Source organism: Paraburkholderia nodosa (genome assembly GCF_001718195.1).
Taxonomy (GTDB): Bacteria; Pseudomonadota; Gammaproteobacteria; order Burkholderiales; family Burkholderiaceae; genus Paraburkholderia; species Paraburkholderia nodosa_A.
This window is the reverse complement of sequence record NZ_MCNV01000021.1, coordinates 129,445-145,469: the sequence shown is the minus strand read 5'-3', so window position 1 is coordinate 145,469 and position 16,025 is coordinate 129,445. Positions and strand designations below refer to the sequence as shown.

At 61.4% G+C, this 16,025-nt stretch carries 12 protein-coding genes; 9 read left to right on the top strand and 3 right to left on the bottom strand.

The features are described 5' to 3' along the window. The first annotated feature begins 589 nt into the window (after positions 1–589). Positions 590–1,282, top strand: coding sequence for a pyridoxamine 5'-phosphate oxidase family protein (locus tag BFD71_RS28835; protein WP_069267715.1), 693 nt, complete (start codon positions 590–592; stop codon positions 1,280–1,282). A gap of 35 nt (positions 1,283–1,317) precedes the next feature. Here the strand turns inward: BFD71_RS28835 and BFD71_RS28830 are convergent, their stop codons facing one another. The 3 genes from BFD71_RS28830 to BFD71_RS28820 all read right to left on the bottom strand — a co-directional run bounded on the left by BFD71_RS28830 (position 1,318) and on the right by BFD71_RS28820 (position 4,011). Further along, the gene (locus BFD71_RS28830; protein ID WP_069267714.1) at positions 1,318–1,452 is read right to left on the bottom strand and encodes an entericidin A/B family lipoprotein; all 135 of its coding nucleotides are present in this window, start codon (positions 1,450–1,452) and stop codon (positions 1,318–1,320) included. A gap of 159 nt (positions 1,453–1,611) precedes the next feature. Beyond that, complete coding sequence (locus tag BFD71_RS28825) at positions 1,612–2,715, bottom strand: MraY family glycosyltransferase (protein WP_069267713.1); 1,104 nt, start codon at positions 2,713–2,715, stop codon at positions 1,612–1,614. A gap of 90 nt (positions 2,716–2,805) precedes the next feature. Then, entirely contained in the window at positions 2,806–4,011 is a 1,206-nt protein-coding gene (locus BFD71_RS28820) for a calcium-binding protein (RefSeq protein ID WP_141710830.1), read from the bottom strand. 755 nt (positions 4,012–4,766) lie between these two features. On the opposite strand from BFD71_RS28820, the gene BFD71_RS28815 reads away from it, so the two are divergent. From BFD71_RS28815 to BFD71_RS28780, 8 genes are all read left to right on the top strand, one after another. Continuing rightward, the gene (locus tag BFD71_RS28815) at positions 4,767–5,873 is read left to right on the top strand and encodes a sugar transferase (RefSeq protein WP_069267711.1); all 1,107 of its coding nucleotides are present in this window, start codon (positions 4,767–4,769) and stop codon (positions 5,871–5,873) included. A 277-nt stretch (positions 5,874–6,150) separates the two neighbouring features. After that, entirely contained in the window at positions 6,151–7,245 is a 1,095-nt protein-coding gene (locus tag BFD71_RS28810; protein WP_256094960.1) for a polysaccharide biosynthesis/export family protein, read from the top strand. A gap of 67 nt (positions 7,246–7,312) precedes the next feature. Continuing rightward, positions 7,313–9,556 carry a GNVR domain-containing protein gene (locus tag BFD71_RS28805; protein ID WP_069267710.1) on the top strand — a complete coding sequence of 748 codons (2,244 nt, stop codon included), beginning with the start codon at positions 7,313–7,315 and terminating at the stop codon, positions 9,554–9,556. A 412-nt stretch (positions 9,557–9,968) separates the two neighbouring features. Further along, entirely contained in the window at positions 9,969–11,063 is a 1,095-nt protein-coding gene (locus BFD71_RS28800) for a glycosyltransferase family 4 protein (protein ID WP_256094959.1), read from the top strand. After that, entirely contained in the window at positions 11,051–12,268 is a 1,218-nt protein-coding gene (locus tag BFD71_RS28795; protein ID WP_069267709.1) for a glycosyltransferase family 4 protein, read from the top strand. The genes BFD71_RS28800 and BFD71_RS28795 overlap by 13 nt, the downstream gene beginning before the upstream one ends. Then, positions 12,231–13,733 (top strand): hypothetical protein, encoded by a 1,503-nt coding sequence (locus BFD71_RS28790; RefSeq protein ID WP_256094962.1) that lies wholly within the window; start codon positions 12,231–12,233, stop codon positions 13,731–13,733. The genes BFD71_RS28795 and BFD71_RS28790 overlap by 38 nt, the downstream gene beginning before the upstream one ends. Continuing rightward, positions 13,726–15,024, top strand: coding sequence for a lipopolysaccharide biosynthesis protein (locus tag BFD71_RS28785; protein WP_069267708.1), 1,299 nt, complete (start codon positions 13,726–13,728; stop codon positions 15,022–15,024). Before BFD71_RS28790 ends, BFD71_RS28785 begins: the two co-directional genes overlap by 8 nt. Positions 15,025–15,073: 49 nt before the next feature. Beyond that, entirely contained in the window at positions 15,074–16,012 is a 939-nt protein-coding gene (locus BFD71_RS28780) for a glycosyltransferase family 2 protein (protein WP_256094958.1), read from the top strand. The last annotated feature ends 13 nt before the right edge of the window (positions 16,013–16,025 follow it).

The window sequence follows — 16,025 nt, the reverse complement described above, 5'->3', positions numbered from 1 at the left end:
GGCCGGGCATGCCCGGTACTTCGGTGTGCCACGCAACGGCTCGCGCCTCGGGCGCTTCCGGGGCCACATTGCACGCCTGTGGTATCGGACCTTGCGACGCCGCAGCCAGACCTGTCGACTGACCAGGCAGCGAATGGAGCGCCTCGTCTTGCACTGGTTGCCTCCCGTGCGTATCTGCCATCCGTATCCGTCCCAGCGTCTGATCGTTACGACCCAAGGCAGGAGCCGTATGCGGTAATTCCGCACGTACGGATCTGTGGAGGGGGTGATGGGTGACCGTCATTCCTACTCCGACTGCCATGGCACCCGGCGCATGCGGCCGCCGGGCGGTTGAGTGGACTCGGGCCTCGCGGCGTAAACACCAAGGGTAGCGCGCTTCGGGCCGCACGGCACGGGAAGTGCCGCCGCGCTCGTCGGCGCGCCGCTGGCGCTCGCGCGAGACGCGAAAGTGTCGGAACAGCGAGCCGCGTGCCTGCTGGCCTCTTGCCTCCCAGAATTCGGGAGGATGATTCTTGCTGGCGGTGGATTATCTTTTTCTGTGCAAGCGCCTAGCCTTTAGACTCCGCAGCGCGCTGCACAGGAGTCCGCCATGAGCCCGAACGACTCGACTGCCTCGACCGCCGATCGCATCCTCCGTTATCCGAGCGACATCGCCTTCACGCCGACGGTCAAGGCGATGCAGGAGCGCCTGGGTTCGCGCGAGCTCTATGCGAGCGTGGAGCGCGATCACGCCTGGGGCGTGGCGCTCACGCCCAAAATCCAGGAATTCATCGCCGCGCAAACGAGCGTATTCCTCGGCACCGCGAATACCGAAGGGCAGCCGTACATCCAGCATCGCGGCGGCCCGGCGGGCTTTCTGCATGTGGTGGACGAGCACACCATTGCCTTCGCGGATTTCATCGGCAACCAGCAATACATCACGCTCGGCAACCTCGCCGATAACCCGAAGGCGCATTTGTTCGTCATCGACTATGCGCGGAAGCGGCGCGTGAAGATTTGGGGCCGCGCGCGCGTCGTCGAAGACCCGGCGCTGGTCGAGGAATTGATGCCTGCGGGCTACAAGGCGCGCGCCGAGCGGGTGATCGTCTTCACGGTGCACGCGTGGGACATGAACTGCCCGCAGCACATTCCGCAGCGCTTTGAGGCGGCGGACGTGAAATCGGCACTCGACGAGCGCGAGGCGCGCATACGCGAACTGGAGGAGGCCGCCGCGCAACGCGAGATCCGCGTACGGGAACTGGAAGCGGAAATCGCGCGCCTGCGCGAGGGCGCCGCGGTGTGAGCGGGTGCTCGCACCGCGATTCGCGCACAGACTGCTTACTTGGCCTTTTCCGCCGAATTGGTGATGGCCTGACCGCCCTTCGAAAGGTCCTCGCCGGCGCCTGCGATGGTGTTGCAGGCGGCGAGTGTCACAGCGAAAAGTGCAAGCGCAAACGCGAGATAACGGGTCATCCTGGCTCTCCCTGAATCGAATAGGCGGCAAATAAGCGTCGAATGGAAGCGGCGGCGGGCACGAGGCATGCGCGCCGCCGTTCCTTTCAATTCTACGCGCGAAGCGGGGACACATGCGCCGAGGCTGCGCATGGGCGCGTGCGTGACATCAAGCCGTTTTCAGCGCTTGCGCGTCCGGCGCACGACGAGCCACTTGGGCGAGCGAAAGCGCACGATGCTCACATAGAGCCACACATAGGTGAGCGCGAACAGTACGACGAAGCAGAACAGATGGAGCGTGTGGCGCCAGAACAGCGTGGCCGGAATCACGGCGATCAGGCAGAGCAGCCACAGGTAGGGCGAAGTGAGCGAATTGCGCCGCGTGAGTTCTCGCGCATTGCGCGCGCCCACGACCCAGCGCATGAGACGCTTGTACACGAGCATGTGCAGGTGCACGCCGTCGGGGATGCCGGGCGACATGCCGCGCACGAACTTCTTCCGGTAGATCGAAAAGCAGGTCTCGAAGATCGGATACATGAAGAGCAGCACCGGATACCAGGCCGACACATCGCGGTTGCGCATGACGAGCAGGATCGACAGCTCGGCGAGCATGAAGCCGATGAAATACGCGCCGCCGTCGCCGAGGAAGATCAGGCCAGCGGGGAAATTCCACATGAAAAAGCCCAGCACCGCGCCCATCATGATGAACGACGCGGAGAGCACCACAGGGTCGTGCACCTGAAAGGCCACGTAGGCAAGCGAGGCGAACATCATGAACGCGACCATCGAGGCGAGGCCGTTGAAGCCGTCGATGATATTGATCGCGTTGGCGAGCGCCGCGACCGCGAGCACGGTGATCACGAACGAAATCGCCGCGTAGGAAAGCAGAAAGTCGAGCGGCGGCACGCTGATACGCGTGACCGCGATGCCGAGGAACCAGAACGCGAGCGCGGCGGCGGCCATCGTGCACAGGAGGCGCGCAAGCGGCGAGACGCGCTTGGTCAGGTCTTCGATGAGCCCCGAACCGAACGCCGGCAACCCGCACGCGACAATCCCGAGTATGCCGCCGGAGACGGCCGGATACGCCCCGTGCAACTGCGCGGCCGCCACGATCAGCCCCGCGAGGATGCCCGTTCCGCCGATGCGCGGCACGGGACGCACGTGGAATTTCTGCACGCCGACGAGATCGGAATCGACGGAAAACCTTTCATGCAGATGCGCGTAACGCACGATCAGCAGCGTGACCAGCAAGGAAACGAGAAAGCCGAGGGCAAAACTGAGCATGAAAGGAAACCGCGACCGGAAGAAGGAATGCGCGATTATACAAAGGCGGACAGGCTGCCCGCCCCGAACCTCTTGCGGCCGGCGCCGCGCTCAGGTTCCCGGCGCGTTCGCGGGTATGACTTCGAGCAGGATGACGTGGTCGGGTACTTCCACGGTGAGTTGGCGCACGTCGCGATGGATTTTGCGCGGTTCCGCCGAAGCGAGCGGATCGTACAGTTCGACGCGTTTTGCTGTTTCGCCAAAGTCGAGACCGACGCGCGCGGGCGGGCTGGTGAGCGGCTTTCCTGTCGCACGGTCCCAGATGAGCGTTTCGTTCCAGAGCACCAGCACGAAGCGGCCATCCTTTTTCTGCAGCAGCAGACTATTCGCCGATTGCGGCATATCCGAAAGCGTATAGGCGAGCGTGTTGCTCGCCGCTGCGCTTGCGCGCCGTGTGATGTTGGCGTTCAGGATCGACGTGAGATTGCGAATGGCGTAGGCCACCGGCTTGGGACTGTTGTCGTTGCGAAAGAGCCCGTAGTGCATTTCATCGTTCTTGTGCGCCGGATCGGGCTTTTGGTCGAGCAGTTCATAAACATAGAGCCGCTTCACGCCCGCCGACGCCGCATCCATATAACCGTTGAGAATGCCCTTGGCCTGCGTGTCCTCGTCGACGCCGAGCATGTACCAACCCGCTTGCGGCAATGAAAAGTAGCCGAACTCGGTGATGACGAGCGGCAACTGAAATCTCTGGCCCAGGTGAATCGCCGCAAGCATCCACTTGTCGCCGTTCGCGTTCCAGAGGGGCTGTTCGCCGTTTTGCGGGTAGACATGCTGATTCGCAAAGTCGGCCGAAGCTGCACGCGTCTCGACTGACTTGGGGTCGAAGCCGGTCGCGTCGTATACGGGCACCGCCTTGAGCTCCGGCATGCCGTGTACGCGTGCGTAGAGGTCGCGCTGCACAGCGAGCCCGGCTGCAGCGCCGGTCAGCCCCTGGTAAGCGACTGGAAAGTTGTTGAGTTCGTTGGGGCCTTCGATGGCCGCAACGCTACCGGGCACCTCGGTATTCAACTGCGCGACCTGCCCGATGTGTTTCTCGAAGTCCGCGCCCATCAGAAAGTTGAATTTCACCCCGCGCTGCGCGAGATAGACATAGCTGGAGAACGGGATGGAAGAGCCGGGCGGGTAGTCGCGGACGTGGTGAATACCGAGCCACGCCATATCGTCGGCGACGTTGTGCACGTTGACGTACGCGCCGTCGGTATAGCTGACGTGGGTGTCGACAGCGAGCGTCTGGAGGAATTCGTCGGCTGGCATGGCGTGCACAGCGTCGCTCGCGTGCACCGCCGATACGCATGCGAGTGCGCAGATACCTGCCGCCAGGCTTTCAATGGTACGTATGCCGAACGGCCAGGTCCGTTTCGCGTGTCTCGTGTCTCGCGAACGGGCGGTATCGGTGGGCAGACGATGGGTGTTTCCTGCGGAATGCATCACGGCGTATTCCTCGCGTGGAGCGGTTGCCGGCTACCGATTACGCGCGCTTGCTCGCTCCACGCCGGCATTTTCAATTGGCTTACCCACGTTGGAGGCCCAGCCAGAAAGCATTTTGCCGTGTCATCGGCCACATCATGTGTGCGACGGCGAACGGATAGGCACTCCACAGGAGACTAGATTCCGTCTATCACAGATGTCGCGATCAAATCATGAAAATAGAGTCGATTGTCGCGATCTCCAGGGTAAACATTGAGGAATCCTTTATATCAATCAGGCGATCCGGGTCCGAGAGCCGTTGCGTTATGTGCGGTTGCGCACATAACGCAACGCTCGCATTGTGACTTGCAGAGCGCCCCCAGCGTGGTTCGCATCATGAGGCAGCGGCGATCGGAAACTGTTGGTGGGATTGCGCACGGTTCCTGCGTCGCTCGCGCCGTAATGTGTTGTCGTGGGTTATCGGGGCAGGCGGCACGTGACGTAGGGATCGCCTGAGACGGGGATTTCCGTGCGTTCGCCGATGGCGGACGACTGCCAGCCCATGAATGTCTGACGAACACGACACGCACTGGGGTAGGGAAATGTCAGAGTTAACGCAACGGTCAGAGTTTGCGCAACGTACGGTCGACATCGTGCTGCAGCGTACGGTCGATGTCGTGCTGATCGTGCTGGGCGCCATTTGCGCCGTACACCTGAATCTGAATTCCGGACAGGTGGCCGAGGTGCATCACCCCGATCCCACGCTGGTGGCATTTTGCGCGGCACTCGCGCTCTCGGTCTTTCCCGCGTGCGGGACCTATGGCACGCGCGGCAGCCGGTCGCTCTTCAGCGTCGCGGGCCGCACGGCGTTCGCCTGGCTCGCGGTGCAGCTTTGCGGACTCGTGCTGCTTTATGCGATTCATCACGATCATCTGCTGGCGTTGCCGTGGTTCATGTACTGGACACTGACGACGGGTATTTCGCTGTTGCTGTCGCACACGCTGTTCTTTTCGGAATTCAGCGTGCTGCGACTGACCCGTGAATGGTGGCGCGGGGAAGCTTACGAAATCGGTTCGCGCGACAAGGTTCGCAGCGCTGTCATCGGGCACGCCTTGAAACGCGTCTTTGACATTGTGGCGGCAGTGAGTGCGATCGTGCTGCTCTCGCCGCTGCTCGGCGTGCTCGCGCTGCTGGTCAAGCGCGATGGCGGTCCGGCGCTATACGGCCATACGCGCGTAGGCCGCCATGGCAAAAAATTCCGCTGTCTCAAGTTCCGGTCGATGGTGGTGAACTCGGAGCAGGTGCTCAAGGATCTGCTTGAGCGTGATCCCGAAGCCCGCGCGGAATGGGAGCGTGAATTCAAGCTCAAGAACGACGTGCGCGTAACGCGGATCGGCCACTTCCTGCGCCGCTCGAGCCTCGATGAACTGCCGCAGCTCTGGAACGTCCTGCGCGGCCAGATGAGTTTTGTCGGCCCGCGCCCGATCATCGACCAGGAGCTGGAGCGCTATGGCGAGGCGAGAAAGTACTACCTGATGGCCACGCCGGGTATCACGGGTCTGTGGCAGGTGAGCGGACGCAACGATATCGACTACGCGACGCGCGTTCTGCTCGACGTTTCCTATGTGGAGAACTGGACCTTCCGGAAGGACATCGGGATTCTGTTCAAGACGTTTTTTGTCGTGATTCGCGGAACTGGCGCGTATTGAGCTACGAGCGAGCCGAAAAAGAGGGTGAAAGCGGGCTGCAAACGTGTTAGCACGAGACGCGGTTGACATATCAGGTATCCGGTTCACACGGCATGACCCGGGACGCATGTAACGGATTGGGGGTGTTGCGATGGGACTGAATGCGATGAACTGGATCGGGAGTGCGCACGCGCGTGTCGGGCGGGATGTTGGACTCGCGGGCGCGCTGCGCCGCGGGGCTGCGTGTGCCGTTTGCCTGGCGCTCACGGCGCTGAGCGGCTGTGCTCTGGCGCCGGGCATGACCTACACTTCCGGAGCGGCGGGCTCCACGGCGAACCCGGGCGCCGGTGCGGCATCTGGCACGGCGGTGCCCGACAATGTGGTGGCCAAGGGAATCGCTGGTGCGCCGTCCGGTACGCTCGTCGAGATCACGAGGGACCTGGTGGACAAGGAAGCTGCGGCGCGACCCAAGGGCATTCCCGCGGACGTGGAAAAGATGTTCGCCAAAGCCACGCCGTATGAAATCGGCCCCGGCGATATTCTCACCATCGTCGTCTGGGATCACCCCGAGCTCAACCTGCCCGCGGGTGGTGGCGGCGGCGACGGTCCTTCGGGCGCCAGTTCAGTTGCGTCCGGCTACACCGTCGATAACAACGGCTTTATTCAGTATGCCTATATTGGTCCGTTGAAAGTCGCGGGTCTTTCGGAAATGGGCGTGCGCGACATCCTCGCGGGGAAGCTCGCGAAATACGTACGTCAGCCGCAGATTACTGTGCGCATCGAAACCTATCGCAGCAAGCGCGTGTATCTCGACGGCGAGGTCAAGACGCCGGGCGTGCAGGTGCTCAACGACCGGCCGATGACGTTGCCCGAGGCGATCAACCGGGCCGGCGGCTTCACGAGCAATGCCGACCGCTCGCATGTGTCAGTGACACGTGGAGACACCACAGTGGATATCGATATGCCGGCGATGATCCGCAAGGGGTTCAATCCCGACCGGATCGTTCTGCACGATGGTGACCTCGTGCGGATCTTCGCCCAGATGGACAGCAAGGTTTTCGTGGTCGGCGAGGTCGAGCGTCCTGGCGGCGTGATGTTCAATAACGGACGTATGTCGCTCAACGAGGCACTTGGCAATGCGGGAGGGATCAACCAGTCGTCGGGCGATGCGTCGCAAGTGTATGTCGTACGTGGACGCGATACCAGCCAGCCGACCGTGTTCCATCTCGACGCGAGCAGCGCATCGGCAATGGCCACGGCCGATTCGTTCGAGCTCAAGCCCAACGATGTCGTATTCGTCGATACGTCTACTCTCGTGAAGTGGAGCCGTGTCATCAGCCTGATTTTGCCGACGACCCAGGCCGCTGCGACGAGCCGTGCGATTGGATACTGATGTACACATGAACAATACAAACCACACGAACCGCGTCAGCCGACCTGTTCGCTTTCGGGGGCACAAAATGAATAACCGCGACTATCTGCTTGAAGGGCCTGCGGAGACGATCATGCCGATCGCCCCCGACGGCGGACATATGGGCAATATGCTGGATACACTTTACGCGGGCCGCAAGACGATCCTGATCGTTACGCTGATCTTTACGCTTTTCGGCACCCTCTATGCGGTACTGGCATCCCCTGTCTATCAATCGGACATGCTCATTCAGGTGGAGGAGAGCCCGAACGCGGCAAAATCGGCGCTGGCCGATCTTTCCTCCCAGTTCGCGGTCAAGACACAGGCATCGGCGGAAATGGAGGTATTGCGTTCGCGGATGGTCGTGTCCTCCGCCGTGGATGCGACCAAGCTCTATATCAAGGCAACGCCGCGCTATTTCCCCGTGGTGGGCCGCTGGGCCGCGCAACGTCTGAGCCTCGACCACTGGTCGGGCTGGGGCGGCTACGCATGGGGCGGCGAGGCGATCGAGGTAAGGCAATTCGACGTGCCGACGCGCCTGCAAGGCAGGCCGTTCGTCTTGACCTACCGGGGTAACGGGGCCTACACGCTCGAGGGCGGCGGCATCACGCTCGAAGGGCAAGTGGGACAAGCACTGCACGCCCCGACGGTGGGAGGCTCGATCGACCTCGTCGTCGGCCGGATCGATGGGCAGCCGGGCACGGTCTTCAATGTGATGCGCCTGTCCGAACTGAGCGCGATCCAGTCGCTGCAGACGGCAATCGCCATTACGGAAAAGGGCAAGGAATCCGATGTCATTGGTGTCGCGCTGGATGGTGAAGACCCGGTACTCACGAGCAGCATTCTCAACGCGATCGGCAACGAGTACATCCGGCAGAACGCCCAGCGTACGCAGGAAGAAGCGGAAAAGCAGATCGCCTTCCTCGACCGCCAATTGCCTCTGCTCAAGGCCCAGCTCGAGAAAGCCGAGAACGAGTACAACTCTTTCCGCTCGGCGCACGGGGCCGTCAACCTGGACGCTGAAGCGTCGGCGCTGTTGCAGAGTTCGGCGCTGGCGCAGCAGCGTATCGCCGATCTGCAACAGCAACGCGCCCAGGCGATGGCCCGATTCACCGACGACAACCCGGCTCTCGTCGCCATCAACGGGCAACTGTCCGAAGCGCAGAAGTCGCTGGAACACCTGGCCGGCCAGACCCGCGCGCTGCCGCCGGTGGAGCAGGAGCTCGTGCGCCTGCAGCGGGAAGTGACCGTCGATACGAACATCTACACCAATCTTTTGAACAGCCGCGAGCAACTGCGTCTGATCAAGGCAGGGCGCGTGTCCAATGTACGCATGATCGACGCCGCAGTGCCACCTGAAGGACCGATTCGGCCGAAGCGCGCCATTATCGTGATCGCGGCCGTGTTTACCGGATTGTTTGCCGGCGCTGCGCTCGTGCTGCTGCGGCAGAGGCTCAACCGCGGCGTCTCCGTCGTGGAGGAGATCGAAGCGGGCACCGGGCTGGCAGTTTTCGCGGCCGTTCCGCGCAGCCGCATTCAGCATTCGCTCGCGCGTCGTTTGCCGTATGGCGCGCCCGGTGCGAACACAGTGCTCGCACATACGGCCGTGTTCGACCCGGCGGTCGAGAGCCTGCGCAGCTTCCGCACCGCGCTCGAGCATTCGCTGGCGGACGCGGACAATCGCGTCGTGCTGCTGGCGGGGCCGACACCCATGGTCGGCAAGTCGTTCGTTTCGGTCAATCTGGCGGCTGTATTCGGTGCGTCGGGCAAGCGTGTGCTCCTGATCGACGCTGATCTGCGGCGGGGCTCGTTGAACCAGCATATGGCGGTGCCGAGTATGCCTGGTGTCACGAACATCTTCGAGCCCTGCCAAAGCTATGACCACGTGGTCAATCGCGACGTAATGCCGGGCGTCGACTTCGTCGCGACCGGAGGTTATGTGGCCAATGCCAGTGAGCTGCTGCAAAAAGACGCTTTCAGGAACTTCGTGGCCTGGGCCAATTCGACGTACGAACTCGTGCTCATCGACGCGCCGCCGATTTTGCCGGTGGCCGACGCCGGGATCATCGGGAAACTGGCGGGCACAGTGTTCGTGATCGCGCGCCAGGGCGCGACAAGCGTGACCGATCTACGCGAGTCCGTACGTCGCTTTGAGCAGGTTGGCGTGCCAATTCGCGGCGTGATCTTCAATGACATGACATCGCGTCCGGGACGCTATGGCAACGAATATGCCGCGTACGGCTATTCGAGTTACGGCTTTGCCAAGGACACGGGCAGCGCGAAGGCGGAGTAGCCGGGAACTGCCGGCAGTCGTGTGCTCGTCGGTAGCAGCGCCGCGGTCCATCGATTTGCCGGTCGAGCGGCGCCTTTTGGTTTGGACTCCTGGGCTGGAGCGGATTCGCCTTGGCTTCAGCCCACTTCACCGGCGGCGGCGTGACTGTCTGCCCGCACGAGACGCGAACTCACCACGCCCCTTCAGTCATCCGTCGTTTGACAGGAACCGCCAATCGCATTAGCGGCGACTTTCCATCTGAATTAGCGACTGACTCTCCAAAACCGCCTTTGGACGCGTGAGTTGGCGCGACATGAGCGACGGCGAACATTCGCCTGTGCGAAGACCGGCCACACTTCTACACATATGAATTGCATGGCGTGGCCCGTTGAATCCGGCCGTGAGCGATGCCTTCCACCTTGGGACGAAACACGTGCTTGCCCCCAATCTGATGATTAACGGCCGCTTCCTGGGTCGCCGCGCGACGGGTGTCGATCGCTTTGCGTTCGAAACCATCCGGGCGCTCGATCAATTGATCGAATTGCGCGACCCGTGCGTCGCCGGATTGCGGACCGAAATCATCGTACCCGCCGCGCTGGCCGCCCTGCCGAATCCATTTCGGCACGTCGCACTGCGCGCGAGTGGAAAGGGAGGTGGCCTGCGTTGGGAACAACTGGCGCTGCCGCAAGCCGCACGCGGCCGGCTGCTGCTCAATCTCTGCAACTCCGGGCCCCTTTGGTATCGCCGTCAAATCACCGTGCTGCACGACGCGGCGCCCGCGCGCGTGCCGGACAGCTACAGCCGGTCCTTTGTTGCCTGGTATCGCCTGATGGCGCCGCGTCTTGGCCGCATATCGCGGCGTGTGATTACCGTGTCCGAATTTTCTCGGCGCGAGCTGTCTGACGCTTACCGTATTCCTGTGGACAAGATCGGCGTCGTGCCGGAAAGCGGCGAGCATATGTTGCGTGTGCAACAGGATGGAGGCAACGCGGCAAACGCGTTTGGCGAGCGTCCATTCGTGCTCGCGGTGGGCAGCCTTAACCGTCACAAGAATTTTCAGCTTGTGGCCGATGCTGCACGGCTCATCCGTGACGCTCAGTTCGACATCATTGTCGTGGGCGGCGGCGATGCACGAGTCTACGGGACGGGCCAGGAGGCGTTGCCCGAGTTCGTGAAGCATCTCGGCTACGTGAGTGACGGCGCACTCGCGGCGCTCTATCGCCGCGCCGCGTGCTTCGTTTATCCGTCGCGTTACGAGGGTTTCGGGCTGCCGCCTGTCGAGGCGCTGGCGCTTGGCTGCCCCGTCATCGCTTCGCGGCTGCCGGCTGTCCAGGAGGCGTGCAACGACGCCGTGCTCTACACGTCGCCGGACGATCCAGCGGAACTCGCGAGATTGCTTGAACGAATCACGAGCGATGCCGCGCTGCGTGAGCGTCTGCGCGAGCGAGGCCGCGCCCGGACCGCAGAACTAACCTGGCAAACGACTGCCACCAGGTTGATCGAGGAGATCTCGCCGTGGCTAACGTAACGCTTGCATCCAATCTTGCCAACGACGCACGCCGGTTCGGCCGTGTCGCGCTCGTGCATGAGTGGCTCGTCACCTACGCGGGATCGGAAAAGGTCGTGGAACAGATTCTTCAGCTGTTTCCACAAGCCGATCTGTACAGCGTCGTCGACTTCTTCCCGGAATCTCAGCGGGGGGTGCTGGGGGGCAGGCATGCAACGACCTCGTTCATCCAGCATCTGCCGCGGGCACGCAAATCGTTTCGGACTTACCTCCCGCTCATGCCGCTGGCCATCGAGCAGTTCGATCTCTCTTCGTACGATCTCGTGATTTCTTCAAGCCATGCCGTGGCAAAAGGTATTTTGACGGGGCCGAACCAGGTGCACGTCAGTTACGTCCATTCGCCGATTCGCTACGCGTGGGATTTGCAGCACCAGTATCTGTGCGAGGCCGGACTGCAGCGCGGCATGAAAAGCTGGATCGTGCGCGCATTGCTTCATTACATGCGTATCTGGGACCAGCGCACGGCGCATGGCGTGGACGCCTTCGTTGCCAATTCCGCGTTTGTGGGGCGGCGCATTCGCAAGGCCTACGGCAGCCAGGCCGCCGTGGTCTATCCGCCAGTCGATGTGGAGCGCTTCGAATTGGCTAACCACCACGAAGACTTCTATTTGATCGCCTCGCGGATGGTGCCATACAAGCGGATTCCTCTCATCGTCGAGGCATTTGCGGCGATGCCGTCGCGGCGTCTCGTGGTGATCGGCGACGGCGCCGATTTTGCACGCGTCAAGGGCTGTGCTACGTCCAATGTGACCTTGCTTGGCTATCAGCCCGACGAGGTCTTGGTCGACTACATGCAGCGTGCGCGGGCGTTCGTCGTTGCAGCGGAAGAGGACTTTGGCATTTCGGTTGTCGAGGCGCAGGCCTGCGGCACGCCGGTCATCGCTTTCGGGCGTGGAGGGTCGCGGGAGATCGTGGTGGATTCGCCGGATCCCGAACGCGGCACGGGGCTCTTCTTCAGTGAGCAGAGCGTGGAATCGATCGTCGATGCGGTGGAGCGTTTCGAACGGTTGCCAGCGCCCAAACCGGAGGTTTGCCGTCGCAATGCGATGCGCTTTACGGAGGAGCGATTCAAGCAGGAATTTCTAAGCGTAGTGGAACGAGCAATGGATGCCGACAAGGCGATTGCTGATGCGCCGCCGGTGGTGCGGCGTTGGCATTCAGCCTGAGTTTGGCGCGATAACGGCATCGTTCACGCAACAAGGTTGGGTGAACGGATGGGGGGTTCGGCAAGTGGAACTGACGATATTCGGAGTCATCGTGTTCGTCGCCGGACTGGCGGCGCTCTACGTGTCCTATCGCGGCGCGATTTACGGCATGGCGGTGTTTTCCCTGTTCGGATGTACGCTCGCGCTCGGACTGGGCGGCATCGGCATTTTGCCGGCACAAGTCTTTCTCGCGTTTTTCGCACTCAGGGCGTTCAATCTCGTGGGCGGGAAGGGGTTCGCTGACGCGGTCGCGCAAGGCAAGCCCGGCTTCTGGCTGCTCTGCACCTGCCTCTGGGGTGTTACGGGTGCCATCCTGCTGCCGCGTTTGCTGAGCGGCGCGACACTCGTGTTCCCTGTCGACCGCAGCAGCCAGTTCATCCTACTGCAGCCACTTGGCCCTGTCTCTGGCAATCTGTCTCAGACGATCTATTGCATCGCCGATGTTGTGGTGTATTGCTCCATGATCGCGTTCCTCAAGTACCGTGGTGTGTACAGGACGCTCGCAAATGCCATTTTTCTGCTCGCCGCGCTAGACACGCTTGCCGGCCTGATCGATATCGCTGCGCACGCGGCTGGCCTCGACGTCCTCTCCGCTATCAAGACGGCGCAGTTCGCCGATTTGACCGGCCAGGAAATGGCCGGTCTGGTTCGCATCAGCGGCACGTTCAGTGAAACCTCCGGCTTTGCGGCGTTTACGCTGCCGCTCTTTGTCTTTTGCCTGAATCTCTGGCTCGTCGGCTATCGCCCGAAACTGGCCGGCCCGCTTTCGACTGCAACGGGATGCCTCCTGCTTCTGTCGACTTCGGGAACCGCGTATGTCGGGTTAGGTGCGTATCAGTTCATTCTGCTCTTCAGTCGGCCCGCCGTGATCTCGCGTTTCGCCACCGTACGCAAGCAACGGCTATGTGTTATTTCGGCATGCGCGGGTCTGTTGGGCGTGCTCTACGTGATCGTCTTTCTGCCGGGGGTGGTGAAAGTGCTCGGGGATTTCGTCGATGCCGCAGTCCTGAGCAAGGCGGGTAGCGACTCCGGTGTCGAGCGAATGGGCTGGAATGCTCAAGGTATCACCAACTTCTTCGACACGTATGGAATAGGCGTTGGGCTGGGAAGCATTCGTGCGTCGAGCTTTCTGGTGGTGCTGGTGGCAAGCCTTGGTGTCGTCGGTGTGGTGTGCTACGGCATGTTCCTTGGGAAGTCACTGCTGTTGCCGGTGCCTGCCCATTACCCGTTCACGGAAAGGGCCGTCTGCTATGCGGCGCGGCACGCGATGATCTCTACGTTGATCGTGGCGTCGGCTTCGCTCAGCGTTTTCGAGCTAGGTACTTGTTTCTATATATTTGCGGCCGCAGCAGGCGCGCTCTCGGCACGTGTGCCGCGACGTGTGCCCGCGCGCGCCGCATGGGCTGTCAGGGGGGCTCATGAATAAAGTTCACGCGTCGTTTTCGAAAATCGAATTACTAGCGGTCTATTTCTCGTACGTGGTGCGGTACATCTATCCACTCATCCTGGTTCCTTATTACGGAAGAGTGCTCGGTTCCAGCGGCTACGCCGTGGTGCTAGCGGGGATGTCGCTGTCCAGCACGATCTGGCTGTGCGTCGATTTCGGCTTTTCCACCATCGGGGGACGGGATATCGTCCATACCGAACACATGGGTGAGCGCGATTCCATTTTTCGGGATCAGTTCACGGCCCGGCTGCTGCTGTGTATTCCGGGCTTGATCATAGGCGCGATCGCGGCTTGCAGGTCGGAAATGATTTCCGGTGTTCCCGGTGTGAGCTTTTTTGTCGTCGTCGGGGGGCTGCTGAACGCTTTCAATCTGGGCTGGTATTTCACCAGCACGGGACGCCCGAGAACGAGTGTGATGATCGAAATGCTGGGGCTCATGCTTTCGCTTACGTTGCTGTTTTCCTTCATTCGAAAACCGGCTGACATCGACCGCGTTTTCCCGGTAATTTTCGCTTCCAATCTGGCCCAGACGATACTGGCCTATTGGCTTGTCCGAAAGGAATACACCGGAGTGATCGCGTCCGTGCGGGCGGCCATTAATTTGATCAAGCGATCGGCCACTATCTTTATCTACAGTGGGACGGCGGTCCTGGTGCTCGTAGCGTCCACCTATATATTGTCGCTGTTGGCCTCGCCCGCGGAGGTAAGTGCCTTCGGTCTTTCGGAGCGCCTGGTTTCTGCCGGGCTGAGCATCATGGCGCCCGCGAGCCAGATTCTGGCGCCCAAGGTCATGTATCTGGTTACCCGTAATGAGGCGCGAGCTAATCTGATTGCTCGACGGACTTTTGCGATCTTTCTCCTCGGAGCGGTAGCCGGGGTGATCATCACAAAATTGCTTGCCGATTGGCTCGTACCGCTCCTGTTTGGGCCGGAATTCGGCCACGCAGTGCCCATTCTGAAAATCATGGTGCTCGTGCTGCCACTCGCCGTTTGCACGCGGGTATTAGGCATGTATTTCCTGATTCCCCGCAAACTCGAAAAACTCCTTGCCTTGAGCGGTGTGACTGCCGCGCTGGTGAATCTGGCTGCGGCCATTCCCCTTGCGGGCAACTGGGGCGCGACAGGCATGGTGTTGGCGCGTTTGCTGGCGGAGGGTTCCTTGCTGCTTATGCTGGTCGTCGGCACCTGGCGAGCCGGCCTGATCCGCGATATTTTTGGAATCGAGGAAGGGGTCTCGTGGCAGGCGAGATTCAGCAGATGGCTCGAGTAACGGCGGTTACGGTGCGCAAGACATCCTGCAATGATCGACGAGGCGCCTGATGGATTCGATCGTCAGCTCACGAATAACCAAGGTGACGCAAATGAGCCAACCTTCCTTAAACAAGGATCCGCGAATCTGCCTGATCTTCGCCACGCGTGGCCGCGCGGAGCTTCTTAAACACGTTGTCGCCTTCGTCGATCTGCAAACGGTAAGGCCCGATCTGATTATCGTGTCGTGCGTGACGGACGAGGACGTTGGCGATCTGGCGGTCCAGCCCGGATTGGTCGTGCTTAAAGGGAAGCCGGGGCTCACCGCGCAACGCAATCATGCCTTGAACCACGTGCCCGACGACGTCGACGTCGTCATTTTCCTGGACGACGACTTTCTGATGCATGGCGCGTGGATTTCGGAAGTGTTGAAGGCGCTGGACAGGGATCCCGCCATTGCCTGTGTTACCGGGACAGTCATCGCCGACGGCATCCATGGGCCGGGTTATTCCTTTGAAGAGGGGCGAACCATGGTGACCAGGATCGGCGAACTTCCGGATGGCCTGGTCGTGACGCCGACAGGCGGTCCCTACGGATGCAATATGGCGTTCCGGGCCAGCAGCATCGCTGGCCTTCGCTTTGACGAGCGCCTCGTCCTTTATGGCTGGCAGGAGGACCGCGATTTCGGAGGACAGATCTGGAATCGGGGTGGGCTAGTCGTCCGAATCAATACGGCGCTCGGGGTGCATCTGGGCATCAAGCGCGGCCGGGTGTCCGGATGCAAACTCGGGTATTCGCAGGTTATCAATCCGCTTTACCTGGTGAAAAAGAAAACAATGCCTTTGCGTCCCGCGCTCGATCACGTCGTGCGCAACGTCGCGAGCAATATTGTTCGAAGCGTTGCGCCGGAGCCGTGGATCGACCGGCGCGGACGTCTAATAGGCAATTTGATCGGCTTATGGGACTTTTTGCGAGGAAGGCTGACACCTGAGCGACCCGAGACTCTATAGAAACTGCCGGCGA

Coding starts and splice junctions, on each gene's coding strand:
- BFD71_RS28835 (WP_069267715.1), top strand. CDS start 590: ATGAGCCCGAACGACTCGACTGCCTCGACCGCCGATCGCATCCTCCGT.
- BFD71_RS28830 (WP_069267714.1), bottom strand. CDS start 1,452: ATGACCCGTTATCTCGCGTTTGCGCTTGCACTTTTCGCTGTGACACTC.
- BFD71_RS28825 (WP_069267713.1), bottom strand. CDS start 2,715: ATGCTCAGTTTTGCCCTCGGCTTTCTCGTTTCCTTGCTGGTCACGCTG.
- BFD71_RS28820 (WP_141710830.1), bottom strand. CDS start 4,011: ATGCCAGCCGACGAATTCCTCCAGACGCTCGCTGTCGACACCCACGTC.
- BFD71_RS28815 (WP_069267711.1), top strand. CDS start 4,767: ATGTCAGAGTTAACGCAACGGTCAGAGTTTGCGCAACGTACGGTCGAC.
- BFD71_RS28810 (WP_256094960.1), top strand. CDS start 6,151: ATGACCTACACTTCCGGAGCGGCGGGCTCCACGGCGAACCCGGGCGCC.
- BFD71_RS28805 (WP_069267710.1), top strand. CDS start 7,313: ATGAATAACCGCGACTATCTGCTTGAAGGGCCTGCGGAGACGATCATG.
- BFD71_RS28790 (WP_256094962.1), top strand. CDS start 12,231: ATGCGCCGCCGGTGGTGCGGCGTTGGCATTCAGCCTGAGTTTGGCGCG.
- BFD71_RS28785 (WP_069267708.1), top strand. CDS start 13,726: ATGAATAAAGTTCACGCGTCGTTTTCGAAAATCGAATTACTAGCGGTC.
- BFD71_RS28780 (WP_256094958.1), top strand. CDS start 15,074: ATGGATTCGATCGTCAGCTCACGAATAACCAAGGTGACGCAAATGAGC.